Source organism: Hydrogenophaga sp. (genome assembly GCF_048549895.1).
In the GTDB taxonomy this organism is placed as follows: domain Bacteria; phylum Pseudomonadota; class Gammaproteobacteria; order Burkholderiales; family Burkholderiaceae_C; genus Hydrogenophaga.
On record NZ_JBLYYB010000093.1, the window covers coordinates 1 to 14,647 of the forward strand.

Below are 14,647 nucleotides of genomic sequence, written 5' to 3' on the forward strand. Positions count from 1 at the left end.
CCCAACCCTCTCCCAGAGGGAGAGGGGGTCGAGACACGCCGCTTCGGAAAGGGAACGATGCCACGCAACTTCCGCGAGGACTCCCCGCTTGACCCCCTCTCCCCCTGGGAGAGGGTTGGGGTGAGGGCCCGCGCAAAAGGGTGCATGGCCAACGCCGCTCACCCAAACAGCGGCGAAGCGCCGAGTTCGGCCACGCTGGCGTGCTGGCGGAACATGGCGAACAGTTCGCGGCCGGTGCCGTGCTGGTTGGCGCTGAGGTCGGGGTGGTGGAGTTCGCGTGCATTGAAGGTGTCAACGTCCACCTCCAGTTCGAGCACGCCGCGCTCGCAGTCCAGTGTGATCCAGTCGCCGTCTTTCACGCGTGCGATCGGGCCGTCGGCCAGGGCCTCGGGACTGAGGTGGATGGCGGCGGGCACCTTGCCCGATGCACCCGACATGCGGCCATCGGTGACCAGCGCCACCTTGAAGCCCTTGTCCTGCAACACGGCCAGCGGCGGCGTGAGCTTGTGCAGCTCGGGCATGCCGTTGGCGCGCGGGCCCTGGTAGCGCACCACGGCGATGAAGTCGCGCTCCAGCTGGCCGGCGTTGAACAGCGCCAGCAGGTCTTGCTGGTCGCTCACCACCACGGCCTGGGCGCGCACCACGCGGTGCTCGGGTTTCACGGCGGACACCTTCACCACGCTGCGGCCCAGGTTGCCCTGCAGCAGGCGCAGGCCGCCGTCGGCGCTGAAGGGCTCGGCCACCGGGCGCACCACCGAGGTGTCGCCGCTTTTTGCGGGCACGGGGCGCCAGGCGAGGCGGTCACCGTCGAGCCAGGGCTCTTGCGTGTAGGCCTGCAGGCCATATCCCATGACCGTGGCCACGTCGGCGTGCAAGAGGCCAGCGTCGAGCAACTGCCGCATGAGGTAACCCATGCCACCAGCGGCGTGGAAGTGGTTCACGTCGGCGCTGCCGTTGGGGTACACGCGCGCCAGCAGCGGGATGTCGTGCGAGAGCTCGGCGAAGTCGTCCCAGTCAATGAGCACACCGGCGGCGCGCGCCATGGCCACGAGGTGCAGCGTGTGGTTGGTGGAGCCGCCGGTGGCGAGCAGGCCGATGATGCCGTTGACCAGGGTCTTCTCGGTCACGATGTCCGCCATGCAGATCGCGGCTTCGCCGGTGCGTCCGGTGTTGACCACGGAGCGACGCACCGCCTCGGCGGTGAGTGCGTCGCGCAGCGGTGTGCCGGGGTTCACAAACGACGCGCCGGGCAGGTGCAGGCCCATGATCTCCATCAGCATCTGGTTGCTGTTGGCGGTGCCGTAGAAGGTGCAGGTGCCGGGGCTGTGGTAGGCCTGCGCTTCCGATTCGAGCAAGGCCTCGCGCCCGACCAGACCCTGTGCGTACTGCTGGCGCACCTTGGCCTTGGCGTCGTTGGAGAGGCCCGTGGTCATGGGGCCGGCGGGCACGAACACATTGCTCAGGTGGCCGAACTGCAGCGCGCCCATGAAGAGGCCGGGCACGATCTTGTCGCAGATGCCGAGGAACAGCGCAGCGTCGAACACGTTGTGCGAGAGCGCCACCGCGGTGGAGAGCGCGATCACGTCGCGCGAGAACAGCGAAAGCTCCATGCCGGCCGCGCCTTGCGTGACGCCGTCGCACATGGCGGGCACGCCGCCGGCCACCTGCACGGTGACGCCCAGCCCGTGGGCAATGCCGCGGATCTGCTGCGGGTAGGTCTCGTACGGCTGGTGGGCCGAGAGCATGTCGTTGTAGGCGGTGACGATGCCGATGTGCGGCGCGCGCTCGGCATGGATCTTCAGCTTGTCCGACGCGGGCAGCGCGGCCGTGGTGTGGGCCATGTTGGCGCAGCCCATGCCGGCGCGCTGGGTGCCGGTCTTGCGTTGTGCGGCCATGGAAGCCAGGTAGGCGGCGCGCGTGGTGGCGCTGCGTTCAACGATGCGGTCGGTGACGCGTTGCAGCGTCGGGTGCAGGTTCGGGTGTGAAGGGGTGGTCATGGTGGGGACTCCGTTCAGGCCAGCCACACGCTCACGGGCGTCTGGTGCTGGTTGAGGATGAGCGACACCGGCAGGGCTTCGTCGGCGCCGAGGCGGGCTTGCTGGAACACGGCCAGCTTGCTGGCGCCGCTGATGGCCAGCGCGAGTTCGCGCGTGGCCAGCAGGGCGGGCAGGGTGAGGGTGAGGCGGGCGTGGGGCGCGGTGGCCGGGCGCACCCAGGCCACCGGGCCGCTGCTGTGCAGGGCCTGGCGCAGGCCGGGCGCGCCGGGAAACAGCGAGGCGGTGTGGCCGTCGTCGCCCATGCCGAGCACCGCCATGTCCATGGGCCAGGGCTGGGTGGCCAGACGGCGGTTGGCGGCGTCCACCAGACGGATCAGGGCTGGCTCGTCCAGGGTGTCCGGCAGCGTGTCGAAAAAAGGCACAAAGGTGGCAGCTGCGGCCTGGTCTTTGAGCAGGTGCTGGCGCACCAGCGCGGTGTTGCTCTCGGCGTGGTCGTGCGGCACGCAGCGTTCGTCCACCAGCAGCACGGTCACGCGCTGCCATTCGAGCGGCAGCACGCGCAGCGCTTCAAACAGCGCAATGGGCGACTTGCCGCCCGAGACCGCCAGCACCGCGTGGCCGCGCTGGTCGATGGCGGCGTGCAGGCCCTGCGCGATGGTGTCGGCCAGTTGCCAGGCCAGCTCGGCGCTCGAGTTGCAGACGTGTTCTTTCATGACTCTTCCACCCAGGCCGAGCCTTCGCGTGCCATGAGCGCCGACGAGGCTGCCGGGCCCCAGCTGCCGGCGGTGTAGGCCTTGGGTTTTTCGTTGAGGTTTTTCCAGCCATCCAGGATGGGCTCGACCCAGGTCCACGCGGCTTCCAGTTCGTCGCGGCGCATGAAGTGTGTGAGGCGGCCCTTGATCACGTCCATCAGCAGGCGCTCGTAGGCTTCGGCGCGGCGCGCGCTGAAGGCGGACTCGAGGTCCAGGTTCAGGCTCACCGGGCGCAAGCGCATGCCGCTGCCGGGCTCCTTGGCCATCATCTGCAACTGCACGTGTTCTTCGGGCTGCAGGCGGATCATGAGTCGGTTGACCGGCTGGCGCGGCGCGTCGGGAAAGATGGTGTAGGGCAGGTCGGCGAACTCGATCACGATTTCCGAGCGGCGCTCGGCCATGCGTTTGCCGGTGCGCAGAAAGATCGGCACGTTGGCCCAGCGCCAGTTGTTGATGTGGGCGCGCAGGGCCACGAAGGTTTCGGTTTCGCTCTCGGGCGGCACGTTGTCTTCTTGCAGGTACGCCACGGCCTTGTCGCCGTTGGAGGCACCAGCGGTGTACTGGCCGCGCACCGTGTCGCGCGCCACATCGGCCACGGTCATGGGGCGCAGCGAGCGCAGCACCTTGAGCTTCTCGTCGCGCACGGCGTCGGGGTCGAGCGAGACCGGCGGCTCCATGGCCACGATGCACAGCAGCTGCAGCAGGTGGTTCTGCAGCATGTCGCGCAGCGCGCCGGTGCCGTCGTAAAAGCCCGCGCGGCTGCCCACGCCCACCGACTCGGCCACGGTGATCTGCACGCTCTTGATGTAGGGGCTGCGCCACAGCGGCTCGAAGATGGTGTTGCCGAAGCGCAGCACCATCAGGTTCTGCACGGTTTCCTTGCCGAGGTAGTGGTCGATGCGGAAGGTCTGTGCTTCGGTGAAGTAACGGCCGACCTCTTCGTTGATCTGGCGCGCTGAGGCGAGGTCGTGGCCCAGCGGTTTTTCGAGCACCACGCGCGAGCGGGTATCGATCAGGTTGGCGCTGGCGAGGTGGGCGCAGATGCCGGTGAACAGCGTGGGCGCGGTGGCCAGGTAGTACACGCGGTCGGAGCCGTTTTGCAGCGCCGTGCCCAGGGCGGCGAAGTCGTCGGGCTGCGTCGCATCGAGGCACACATAGCCCAGGCGGTCCTTGAAGGCGGCCCAGGCCGCGTCTTCCAGCGCCTCGGGTTCGATGAAGCCGCGCACCTTGTCGTCGACGAAGGCGGTGAAGGTGTCGCGGTCCCAGGGTTGGCGGCCCAGCGCCAGGATGCGCGTGGCCTCGGGCAGGTTGTGGTGCAGGTGCGCCATGTAGAGCGCGGGCAGCAGCTTGCGCACCGAGAGGTCGCCCGCGCCACCGAAGATCACCAGATCGAGCGGTGCCGAGGGGGTGGACGAAGCGGCGGTGGTGGTGGGGCTTGAGGTGACCATGTCTCTAATTAAGTTACTTCAGAATCTGGATCGTAATGTAATTAAGTTACATCGCGGGTACAGGATGCCGACGCTGGCGGGTGGGGCCACAGTGCGCTGCCATCACCTTAACCGCCGAACCGGCGCGCGCCCAGTCAGAGGACGCGAAATACCGGTGGGTGGGCGGTGGTGCGGGCCACCACCTCGGCCAGGCTGGGCGGGGTGCAGCCGGTCTGCATCACGCACAGGCTGGCGCTGGCCACGGCGTGCGCCAGCAGGTGTTGCGCGTCGCTGGCGTCCAGCCGCAGTTCGCCGGCGTGGACGCTTCGTTGCAGCGCGGGGCGCTGCAGCAAGGCCACCAGCAGGCCGGCCAGAAAACAGTCGCCGGCACCCACCGTGTCGACCACGGTCATCGGAGCCGATTCGGCGCTGTGCCAGGCCTGGCCGTCGCGTGCCAGCAGCACCGCGCCGCCCGCGCCCAGCGTGAGCGCCAGCCATTGCGCGGGGGTCTGGTTCAGCAGCGCGCTGGCCTGGATCATTGCGTCCGCGCCTTCAATGCCCAGTGTGTCGAGGTCGTCGTCGCTCACCTTGATCAGGTGGGCGTGCTGCAGGGCGGCCATCACGCTGGCGCGGTAGGCGGCCATGTCGGGCACCACGGCCGGGCGCAGGTTGGCGTCCACCACCACCAGGCGCCCGGCGGCGCGCTGGGCCCGCAGCCAGGGCAGGTACTTGGTGCTGTCCTCGGCCGCCAAGGCCAGGCAACCCGTGACCGTGATGCGAAGGCCCGGCTGGTTTTCGCAGGCGGCGACCAAACCCTGCGCCGTCACCTGCCGGTCGGCCACACCCTCGCGGTAGAAGCTGTAGCTGGCCTTGCCCTGCTCGTCCAGACCCACCACCGCGAGCGATGTGGGTTCGTGCACCGGCTGCTGCTGGGCGAGTGCCACGCCGGCCTGCGCAATGCCCTCGGCCAGCAGGCGGCCGAAGCGGTCGCCGGCGAGCGGGTTGAGGTAGAGCGTGGGCACGCCCTGCAGGCCGAGCGCGCGCGTGAGATTGTAGACGGCGCCGCCCGCGCAGGGGCGCAAGCGCCCGTCGGTGTCTTCAATCAGATCGATGAGGGCCTCGCCGGCGGTGGCGACTTGAACGACTGTCGGGGTGCTAGGGAAAACCATAACTAAATCCAGTTGATTTATTAACCTGACTCGAAATATAGTCCAACCACACCGCAACGGGCCTCGTGAAAACCCCAAGAGCCTGGCGGCGTGAACCTTGAACGATTCCCTTCCACCCAGGAGACCAACATGACCATCCGTGCCTTCACCCTCGCCACGTCCGCCGGTGCGTTCTCCGTGCTGGCGCTGGCCGCATCGCTCGCCCACGCGCAGGCCCAGCCCGTCATCGGCCTGATCACCAAGACCGATTCCAACCCCTTCTTCGTGAAGATGAAAGAGGGCGCCGACGCCGAGGCCAAAAAACTCGGCGCCAAGCTGTTGACGGCCTCGGGCAAGACCGACGGCGACAACGCCGGCCAGGTGACCGCCATGGAAAACATGATCGCCGCCGGCGCCAAGACCATCCTGCTCACGCCCAACGATGCCAAGGCCATCATCCCGGCCGTCAAGCGCGCACAGGCCCAGGGCGTGATGGTGATCGCGCTCGACAGCCCGACCGACCCGGTGAGCGCGGTGGACGGCCTGTTCGCCACCGACAACTTCAAGGCCGGCGTGTTGATCGGCCAGTACGCCAAGGCCGCGCTCGGCGGCAAGGCCCCGGTGATCGCCACGCTCGACCTGTTTCCCGGCCACCCGGTGGGCGCGCAGCGCCACAACGGCTTTCTGCAGGGCTACGGTTTGAAGTCGCTGGACGCCAAGAGCAACGACCTGGCCAAGCCGGCCGAGGTGGTGTGCATGGCCGACAGCTTCGGCGACGCCGCCAAGGGCCAGACCGGCATGGAGAACTGCCTGCAGAAGAACCCGGGCATCAACGTGGTCTACACCATCAACGAACCCGCCGCCGCCGGCGCCTTCAAGGCGCTCAAGGCCGCCGGCAAGGAGAAGGACGTGGTCATCGTCTCGGTGGACGGTGGTTGTGCCGGCATCAAGGACGTGGGCGCCGGCGTGATCGCCGCGACCTCGCAGCAGTACCCGCTGCGCATGGCCGCCATGGGCGTGGCCGCGGGCGTGGAATACGCGAAGACCGGCAAGAAGGTGAGCGGCTACACCGACACCGGCGTGGCCCTGATCGCGGCCAAGCCCGTGAGTGGTGTGGAGAGCAAGGACGTCAAAACCGGCATGGACCTCTGCTGGGGCAACAAGTGATCGAAAGGGCACAGACATGAAAGCCAAACTCCCCCCCCTGGGCACGCTCGGCCCCTTCATCGCGCTGCTGCTGGCCTGCGCCTTCTTTGCCACGCAGAGCGACCGTTTCCTCACGCTGCAAAACTTCTCGCTGATCCTGCAGCAGGTGATGGTGGTCGGCACCATCGCCATCGGCCAGACGCTGATCATCCTCACGGCGGGCATCGACCTCTCGTGCGGAATGATCATGGCGCTGGGCAGCATCGTGATGACCAAGATGGCGGCCGACTTCGGCCTCTCGGCACCGGTGGCCATTGCCCTGGGGATCGGCGCCACCGCGCTGTTCGGCCTGGTCAACGGCCTGCTGGTGACCAAGGCCAAGCTGCCGCCCTTCATCGTGACGCTGGGCACGCTGAACATTGCGTTCGCCATCACCCAGCTCTACAGCGGCTCGCAGACCATCACCAACATTCCCGAGGGCATGAACTGGCTGGGCCAGTCGCTGCGCATCGGCGGCACCAACGTGCTCTACGGTGTGATCCTCATGCTGGTGCTGTACCTGGTGACCTGGCTCGCTTTGCGCGAGACCGCGCCCGGGCGCCACATCTACGCGGTGGGCAACAGCCCCGAGGCCACGCGGCTCACGGGCATTTCCACCGACAAGGTGTTGCTGGGCGTGTACGTGGCGGCCGGCGTGTTCTACGGCATCGCGTCCATGCTGAGCGTGGCGCGCATCGGTGCGGGCGACCCCAACGCCGGGCAGACCGAAAACCTCGATGCCATCACCGCCGTGGTGCTGGGCGGCACCAGCCTGTTTGGCGGGCGCGGCATTTTGCTCGGCACGCTGGTGGGTGCGCTCATCGTGGGTGTGTTCCGCAACGGTCTCACGCTCATGGGCGTGAGCTCGGTCTACCAGATCCTCGTCACCGGCATCCTGGTCATCCTCGCGGTGGCCACCGATCAGATGTCCCGCAAAGGAGTGCGCTGATGAACCCGAATGCACCTTTGGTGATCCAGGCGAAGGGCCTGGTCAAACGCTACGGCCAGGTCACCGCACTCGACGGCGCCGACTTCGAATTGCGCGCCGGTGAAATCCTGGCCGTGATCGGCGACAACGGCGCCGGCAAGTCGAGCCTGATCAAGGCGCTCTCGGGCGCGACCATTCCCGACGAAGGCCAGATCTTTCTGGACGGCCAGGCCATCCACTTCAAGAGCCCGATCGACGCGCGCCGTGCCGGCATCGAAACCGTCTACCAGGACCTCGCCGTGGCCCCGGCCATGACGATTGCCGAGAACCTGTTCCTCGGCCGCGAGATCCTGCGCGCCGGTTTCCTGGGCCGCTTCCTGCGCATGATGGACAAAAAGAAAATGCTGGCCGAGAGCATTTCGCGCATGAACGACCTGAAAGTCGGCATCCGGTCGATGACGCAGGCGGTGGAAACGCTCTCGGGCGGTCAGCGCCAGTGCGTGGCGGTCGCGCGTGCGGCGGCCTTCGCGCAGCACGTGGTCATCATGGACGAGCCCACCGCCGCGCTGGGCGTGAAGGAGGGCAACATGGTGCTGGAGCTCATCCGCCGCGTGCGCGACAAGGGCCTGCCGGTGATCCTGATCAGCCACAACATGCCGCACGTGTTCGAGATCGCCGACCGCATCCACATCGCGCGCCTGGGCAAACGCGCGGCGGTGGTCAACCCCAAGGTGATCAGCATGAGCGACACCGTGGCCGTGATGACCGGCGCCAAGCTCGCCGAAGAACTGCCCGCCGAGGCACTGGCCTGACCATGCTCAAAGGCATTGATCCCCTGCTCAGCCCCGAGCTGCTGAAACTGCTGGCCGAGATGGGCCACGACGACGCGCTGGTGCTGGCGGACGCGAACTTCACCGCCATGAGCCTGGGCGCGGGCAAGACGGTGCTGCGCCTGCCCGGCGTGGGCATGGCGCGCACGGTGCGGGCGGTGGCCAGCGTGCTGCCACTGGCGGCCGACGTGCCGCAGCCCGTGGCCTACATGCAGGTGGGCGGCACCGAAGCGCCGTACCGCTCGGCCCTGCAGCGCGAAACGCTCGCCGTGCTGGCCACCGAAGGCATGCGTGACGACCAGGCCGAAGCGGTGGAGCGCTTCGCGTTTTATGAGCGCGTGAAAACGGCCTACGCCATCGTGGTCACCGGCGAGCTGCAGCCCTGGGGCAATTTCATTTTGCGCAAGGGTGTCATCGGCGACACTTTGCGCACCTGAACCCGACACCCCCATCAACGCAGTGAACAACGACGCCGCCACCGAAGTCCCTCCCGATGTTGATCCGGGCGACCAGCCGCGCCTGCGCCCGCGCGGCTCCAACCAAGTGGGCATGCGCCAGTTCAACGAGCGCGTGGTGCTGCAGGCGCTGCGCGTGCACGGCAGCCTGGCCAAGGCCGACATCGCGCGCCTGACCGGCCTCACGGCGCAGACCATCGGCCTGATCACCGCGCGGCTGGACGAAGACCAGCTGCTGCGCCGCGAGGCCCCGGTGCGCGGGCGCGTGGGCCAGCCCTCGGTGCCGCTGGGCCTGCACCCCGATGGCGCGTTTGCCATCGGCATCAAGATCGGCCGGCGCAGCGCCGACTGGCTGCTGGTGGACTTCACCGGGCAGGTGCGCGAACGCCTCGTGCTCGACTACGCCTTCCCCGACATCCCTGTGCTGCTGCCCGCGATCAAGACCAACCTCAACCGCCTGCTGAAAAAACTCGGACCGCTGAGCGACCGCGTGGTGGGTGTGGGCGTGGCCGCGCCGTTTCAGTTGGGTGGCTGGCACCGCATGCTGGGCCTCACGGCCGAACAGTCGCAAGCCTGGAACCAGATCGACCTGGGTGCCGAGGTGCAGAAGCTCACCGAGCTGCCGGTGAGTTTTGCCAAGGACACCTCGGCCGCGTGTGTGGCCGAGCTGCTGCAGGGCCGGGGGCGCGACATCCGCAGTTTTCTCTACCTGTTCATGGACACCTTCGTGGGCGGTGGCCTGGTGCTCGACTCGCACCTGCACCGCGGTGTGCATGGCAACGCGGGCGCGGTGGCCTCATTGCCGCTGCGCGTGGCGCAGGGCAACGAGCTCGCGCCGCAGCTCATCGGCGAAGCCTCGCTGTGGGATCTGGAGCAGCGCTTTCGCCAGCACGGGCTGGACCCGATGGCCGCCTACGACGCGCGTGCCCTGCAATCGCCCTGGCTGCCGTACAGCCAGGAATGGATTGAGCGTGCAGCGCCCGCGTTGGCGCAGTGCGTGGTCTCGGGCACCGCGTTTCTCGACGTGGAGGCGGTGGTGATGGACGGCGCCATTGCGCCCGACCTGTTGCGCGCCCTGTGCGAGCGCACGCGCGCGGCGCTGGCCGCCTACAGCTGGGAAGGCCTGCACCGCCCGCGCCTGGAGCTGGGCAGCATCGGCTCCGACGCCCGCGCGCTGGGCGGCGCACTGCTGCCGCTGCACACCTGCTTCGCGCCCGACCACGACGTGATCCTCAAGGTCTGAACCTTCAGGCTGCTTGCAGCCCTTCGGCGGTGAGGTGCAGCACACGCTGAGCGCGCGCGGCCGCAGCCGTGGAGTGCGTCACCAGCACCAGCGCCGCACCGCTCTCCCTGGCCTGTTGTTCCAGCACGCCCATCACCTGCGCGGCGGTGCTCGGGTCGAGGTTGCCGGTGGGCTCGTCGGCCAGCAGCAGGCCGGGGCGGTGCACCAGCGCGCGGGCAATCGCCACGCGTTGCAACTGACCGCCCGAGAGCTCGGCCGGCAGGCGCGCACCCAGCTCACCCAGGCCCACCGCGTCCAGCATCTGCTGCACGCGCGCGGCATCGGGTCGGCCCAACAACAGCAGGGGCAGACCCACGTTTTGCGCCACGTCGAGGTGCGGCAGCACGTGGAAGGCCTGGAACACAAACCCCAGGTGCTCGCGGCGCCAGTGCGCGCGCTGCGTGTCGGTCAAGGCCCCGAGGTCCACGCCCGCGTGGCTGATGCGGCCTTCGCTCCAGTCGTCCAGCGCGGCCAGGCAGTTGAGCAGGCTGGATTTGCCCACCCCCGATTCGCCCACGATGGCGATGAACTCGCCCGGCGCCACGGTGAGGTTCACGCCGCTGAAGACGGTGGTGCTGCCGTAGCGCTTGGCGAGGTGTTCAACGACGAGTGACATGCGGTTCAGGTGGGTGCGCCCAGCAGGGCCTGCACCGATTCGAGCGCGCATGCCAGCGCATCGGGTGCGTCGCAGGCAATGACCCGGCGCTGCGGCATGGAACGCAGCCAGGTGAGCTGGCGTTTGGCCAGCTGGCGCGTGGCGGCCACGCCGAGATCGCGCAGTTCGGCGAGCTGTGCAGGGCTGAGGGTGTTGCCGTGTGTGTTCAACATGTCCCACGCTTGCCGGTAGCCCACGCAGCGCATGGAGGGCAGGTCGGTCGACAAGTCACCGCGCGCGCGCAGGTGCTGCACCTCATCGATGAAGCCCTCGGCCAGCATCGCGTTGAAGCGCTGCGCGATGCGCGCGTGCAGCCAGGCACGGTCTTGCGGCTCCAGCGAGATCAGGTGCTCGGGCGCGAGCGGGCTGTCGGGGTTGTGCGTGCGGCCGGTCTGAAAACTGGAAAGCGGTTGGCCCGAAACCTCGAACACTTCGAGTGCGCGCTGGATGCGCTGCGCATCAAAGGGCGGCAGACGCGCGGCCGTGACCGGGTCCACCCGTGCCAGTTCGGCGTGCAGCGCGGGCCAGCCCAGTGCCGTGGCGCGCGCGTCGATCGAGGCGCGCACGGCGGCGTCGGCCTGCGGCATGTCGTCCAGACCCACCACCAGCGCCTTGAAATACAGCATGGTGCCGCCCACCAGCAGCGCGGTGCGCCCGCGCTGGTTGATCTCGCGCACCAGGCGCGTGGTGTCGCGCACGAAGTCGGCGGCGCTGTAACTCTGCAGCGGGTCGAGGATGTTGATGAGGTGGTGCGGCACCTGCGCGAGTTCGGCCGCGGTGGGTTTGGCGGTGCCGATGTCCATGCCGCGGTAAACCAGCGCCGAGTCGACGCTGATGATTTCCACCGGCCAGTGCTGGGCGATGGCCAGCGAGGCCGCGCTCTTGCCGCTGGCGGTGGGGCCGGCCAGGCCGATGCAGGACATGGAAGGCACGGGCCCGCTCAACCTTGCGCCGCGTCGGTGGGTGCCACGCGTTCAGGCAAAGGCCGGCTCTCGCCAAAACGCTGCACCAACGTCCAGGCGGTCAGCGCAATCAGCACGCTCCAGAACCAGATGCCGTTGGTGAGTGGCAGCACGGTGCCGGTGCCGGCCTGGATGGCTGCGAGGCTCTGGCCCAGCCAGCCGCCGACCACAAAGGCTGCGATCATCATGATGAAACCGGCGAGTGCCGAGGCCGCCCCAGCCGCCTGCGGAAACGGCCCCACCGCGCCGCTCTGGCCGCAAGGCTGGTGCACGCCGTGGCCCATCATGAACACATAAAAGGGCAGCATGATGGCCCAGGCGCTCTGCACACCCAGCAGCGCCAGCACACCCATGCTGGTGCCACCGACCAGCGTGAACACCGCAGCCACTGCCACCGTGCGCCGCACACCCAGCACCGGCAGCAGACGCCGGCAGATGAAGGTGCCCGCGATGTAGCTCAGCGACATCGTCATCATCATCAAGCCATAGGCGGTTTTGGACATGCCCAGCACCTGGATGAACACGAACGGCGAGGCCGCGAGAAATGTGAACAAGCCGCAGTAGGACGTGGCCGCCAACAACGCAAACGCCCAGAACGTGGGGTGGCGTGCGATCTGCACCCAGGTGCCCACGAGCATGGCGGGCTGCAGGGCACGTGGGTTCTTCGCTTGCAGGGTTTCCTCGAACCGCCAGGCGACCACGCCCAGCGCGAGTGCGCCGAACACGGCCACCGCCATCAGCGAGAGACGCCAGCCCATGAGGTCGGACAGCAAGCCGCCCAATGGCGCGCTGGCGCAGGCGATCACGCCCAGGCCGGTGAGTCCCTTGGACATCATGCGGGCGCCCTCGGTGGGCTGGTACAGGTCGCGCACGATGGCGCGCGCACACATCACGCCCGCGCCCATGGCCGCACCCTGCACCGCGCGCCACACGATGAGCTGTTCAATGGAGGGCGAGAAGGTGCTGCCGACCGAGGCCACCACGAAGGCGCTCAGACCGATCAACAAAATCGGGCGACGACCAAAGCGGTCGGACAGCGGCCCCCAGAACATCTGCGACACGCCGAACGCCAGCAGCAGCGCGGTGAGCGTGAGTTGCGCCTGCGACATGGCTGCGCCAAAACCGGCGGTGAGCGCGGGCAGGGCGGGCAAATAGAGATCGGTGGCGACGGGCTGCAAGCCCAGCAACAGGGAGAGTGTCAGCACCACCAGGCCGCTTGACATGGCATGAGCCCTCACGGGCGGCTGGACAGGCAAAGAAGGCGTGGCGGACATCCGGTCGAGGGTAGCAGAACCCCCTGCACGCGAACCTTCGCGCGTCGCTCAGTTCTTCACCAACTGAACATCCGGTCGCAGGCCAAACAGGCTGGCCAGCGCCACCCGGTACTGCGCCTGCCCCACCGAGTTGGTGTTGTGGTGCGAACCACCTTCCACCAGCACAAAAGCCTTGCGCCCGGTGGCGGCCTCGAACAGCTTGCGCCCCAGCTCGGGCTGGATCAGACGGTCCGCACCGCCATGCACCACCAGCAGCGGCGAGCCGATGTCGGGCACGCGCTTGACCGCCTCGAAGCGCTGGGTGATGAGCAGCGACAGCGGCAACCAGCCCCACTTGAAGGTGCTCACCACATCGGGGATGGAGGTGAAGGTGCCTTCGACCACCGTCCCTGCCTCGTCGTTCACCTGCGCTGCCAGCTCGATGGCGATGGCGCCACCCAGCGAATGGCCAAAGATGTAGCGCGGCCGGCCGGGGTACTTGTTGCCCAGCCACTCCCATGCGGTGCGCGCGTCTTCGTAGGCCAGTTCTTCGGAGGGCAGTTCGTTGGTGCTTTTGCCGAAGCCCCGGTAGTCGATGGCGAGCACGGAGAAGCCGAGTTCCTGCATGCGCTGGGCACGGAAAGCCGAGCCGGTGACATTGAAACGCGCGCCGTGCAAATACAGCAACACCGGCGCGTCGGCGCGCTCGGTGAAGTTCTCGTTTTGCGCCCAGAGGCCGTGCAGCTTGACGGGTTTGTCGGTCACCTTGGAGGTGAAGTCGATCCACACGTCCTGCATGCCCTCGGCTGCGTACGTGCCACCGGCCCAGCTGCGGTCGGATGGCTGGAAGATCCAGGCGCGCTGTTTCTCGTCGAGCGTGGCGCAACCGGCGAGCAGGGCCAGTGAGGCCAGCAGGAGGGCGATGAGACGTTTCATGGGTGGGATGGAGCGGCGCGCGATGCAAAAAGTTCAGACTTCGTTGCGTGCAGGTTTCGTGCCAGCAAACCGCCTCACCATGGCTGGCGGCCGGATTTCCCGCCAGACTTCCGACCGGCGGCCAGGCGTCGGGCCGTTCAGCGTCCGCGCAGAAAGAGTGCGTCCAGCTCTTTCATGTCCACCTGGCGCCAGGTCGGGCGGCCGTGGTTGCACTGGTCTGAGCGCTCGGTCACTTCCATCTGGCGCAGCAACGCGTTCATCTCGTCCAGCGTGAGACGCCGGTTGGCGCGCACCGCGCCGTGGCAGGCCATGGTGGCCAGCAGTTCGTTGCGGGCGCGTTGCACCACGGTGCTGGCATCGTGTTGGCCCAGTTCGGCGAGCACGCTGCGCGCGAGTTCCACCGGGTCGCCCTGCGCGAGCGTGGTGGGCACAGCGCGAACCGCCAGCGTTTTGGGCGAGAGCGCGGTGATTTCCAGACCCAGGGTCTTGAGCACTTCGGTGCAGTCCTCGACGGTGGCCACCTCGTCGGGCGTGGCGGAAAACGTGGCCGGGATCAGCAGCGGCTGGCTGGCCACCTGCTGGTCGTCGAGCTGCTGCTTGAGGCGCTCGTAGACGATGCGCTCGTGCGCTGCGTGCATGTCCACCACCACCAGACCCCGGGTGTTCTCGGCCAGGATGTAGACGCCCTGCAGCTGGGCGATGGCGCGGCCCAGGGGCCAGTCTCCAGGGGGCAGGGGGTGGTTGGCGAGGGCTTCGACAGGCTCAGCCCGAACGGGATAAGGCTCGGCACGCAGGGCACCCGGGTTGCCAGCCGATGGCTCCGTTCGAGCCGAGTCC

The 14,647-nt window shown here is 68.1% G+C and carries 13 protein-coding genes and 1 pseudogene; 5 read left to right on the forward strand and 9 right to left on the reverse strand.

The features are described 5' to 3' along the window. Positions 1–158 precede the first annotated feature (158 nt). The 4 genes from edd to ACN4F8_RS10035 all read right to left on the reverse strand — a co-directional run bounded on the left by edd (position 159) and on the right by ACN4F8_RS10035 (position 5,345). Entirely contained in the window at positions 159–1,997 is a 1,839-nt protein-coding gene (gene edd, locus ACN4F8_RS10020) for a phosphogluconate dehydratase (RefSeq protein WP_419473452.1), read from the reverse strand. Between the two features lie 14 nt (positions 1,998–2,011). Continuing rightward, positions 2,012–2,710, reverse strand: a complete 699-nt coding sequence (gene pgl / locus ACN4F8_RS10025) for a 6-phosphogluconolactonase (protein WP_419473453.1) — start codon at positions 2,708–2,710, stop codon at positions 2,012–2,014. Continuing rightward, entirely contained in the window at positions 2,707–4,197 is a 1,491-nt protein-coding gene (zwf, locus tag ACN4F8_RS10030) for a glucose-6-phosphate dehydrogenase (RefSeq protein WP_419473454.1), read from the reverse strand. The genes pgl and zwf overlap by 4 nt, the downstream gene beginning before the upstream one ends. 134 nt (positions 4,198–4,331) lie before the next feature. Then, on the reverse strand, positions 4,332–5,345 hold the full coding sequence (locus ACN4F8_RS10035; RefSeq protein ID WP_419473455.1) for a PfkB family carbohydrate kinase: 1,014 nt from the start codon (positions 5,343–5,345) through the stop codon (positions 4,332–4,334). 129 nt (positions 5,346–5,474) lie between these two features. On the opposite strand from ACN4F8_RS10035, the gene ACN4F8_RS10040 reads away from it, so the two are divergent. From ACN4F8_RS10040 to ACN4F8_RS10060, 5 genes are all read left to right on the forward strand, one after another. After that, on the forward strand, positions 5,475–6,491 hold the full coding sequence (locus ACN4F8_RS10040; RefSeq protein WP_419473456.1) for a sugar ABC transporter substrate-binding protein: 1,017 nt from the start codon (positions 5,475–5,477) through the stop codon (positions 6,489–6,491). 16 nt (positions 6,492–6,507) lie between these two features. Then, on the forward strand, positions 6,508–7,458 hold the full coding sequence (locus tag ACN4F8_RS10045; protein WP_419473457.1) for an ABC transporter permease: 951 nt from the start codon (positions 6,508–6,510) through the stop codon (positions 7,456–7,458). Next, a complete protein-coding gene (locus tag ACN4F8_RS10050) occupies positions 7,458–8,249 on the forward strand; it encodes an ATP-binding cassette domain-containing protein (protein ID WP_419473458.1) in 792 nt (263 codons plus the stop codon). The genes ACN4F8_RS10045 and ACN4F8_RS10050 overlap by 1 nt, the downstream gene beginning before the upstream one ends. Before the next feature lie 2 nt (positions 8,250–8,251). After that, positions 8,252–8,704 carry an RbsD/FucU family protein gene (locus ACN4F8_RS10055; protein ID WP_419473459.1) on the forward strand — a complete coding sequence of 151 codons (453 nt, stop codon included), beginning with the start codon at positions 8,252–8,254 and terminating at the stop codon, positions 8,702–8,704. A 112-nt stretch (positions 8,705–8,816) separates the two neighbouring features. Further along, entirely contained in the window at positions 8,817–9,965 is a 1,149-nt protein-coding gene (locus tag ACN4F8_RS10060; protein ID WP_419473463.1) for an ROK family transcriptional regulator, read from the forward strand. A gap of 4 nt (positions 9,966–9,969) precedes the next feature. On the opposite strand, the gene ACN4F8_RS10065 is transcribed toward ACN4F8_RS10060, so the two are convergent. The 5 genes and pseudogenes from ACN4F8_RS10065 to mutL form a co-directional block, all read right to left on the reverse strand. After that, positions 9,970–10,620 carry an ABC transporter ATP-binding protein gene (locus ACN4F8_RS10065; protein ID WP_419473460.1) on the reverse strand — a complete coding sequence of 217 codons (651 nt, stop codon included), beginning with the start codon at positions 10,618–10,620 and terminating at the stop codon, positions 9,970–9,972. A gap of 5 nt (positions 10,621–10,625) precedes the next feature. Continuing rightward, positions 10,626–11,582: a tRNA (adenosine(37)-N6)-dimethylallyltransferase MiaA gene (gene miaA, locus ACN4F8_RS10070; RefSeq protein WP_419473464.1), complete on the reverse strand. Its 957-nt coding sequence runs from the start codon at positions 11,580–11,582 to the stop codon at positions 10,626–10,628. Between the two features lie 17 nt (positions 11,583–11,599). Then, entirely contained in the window at positions 11,600–12,844 is a 1,245-nt protein-coding gene (locus ACN4F8_RS10075; RefSeq protein ID WP_419473461.1) for a Bcr/CflA family efflux MFS transporter, read from the reverse strand. 99 nt (positions 12,845–12,943) lie between these two features. Continuing rightward, the gene (locus ACN4F8_RS10080; protein ID WP_419473462.1) at positions 12,944–13,810 is read right to left on the reverse strand and encodes an alpha/beta hydrolase; all 867 of its coding nucleotides are present in this window, start codon (positions 13,808–13,810) and stop codon (positions 12,944–12,946) included. Between the two features lie 137 nt (positions 13,811–13,947). Beyond that, positions 13,948–14,647: pseudogene (gene mutL, locus ACN4F8_RS10085) on the reverse strand (DNA mismatch repair protein MutL); the annotation flags it as partial.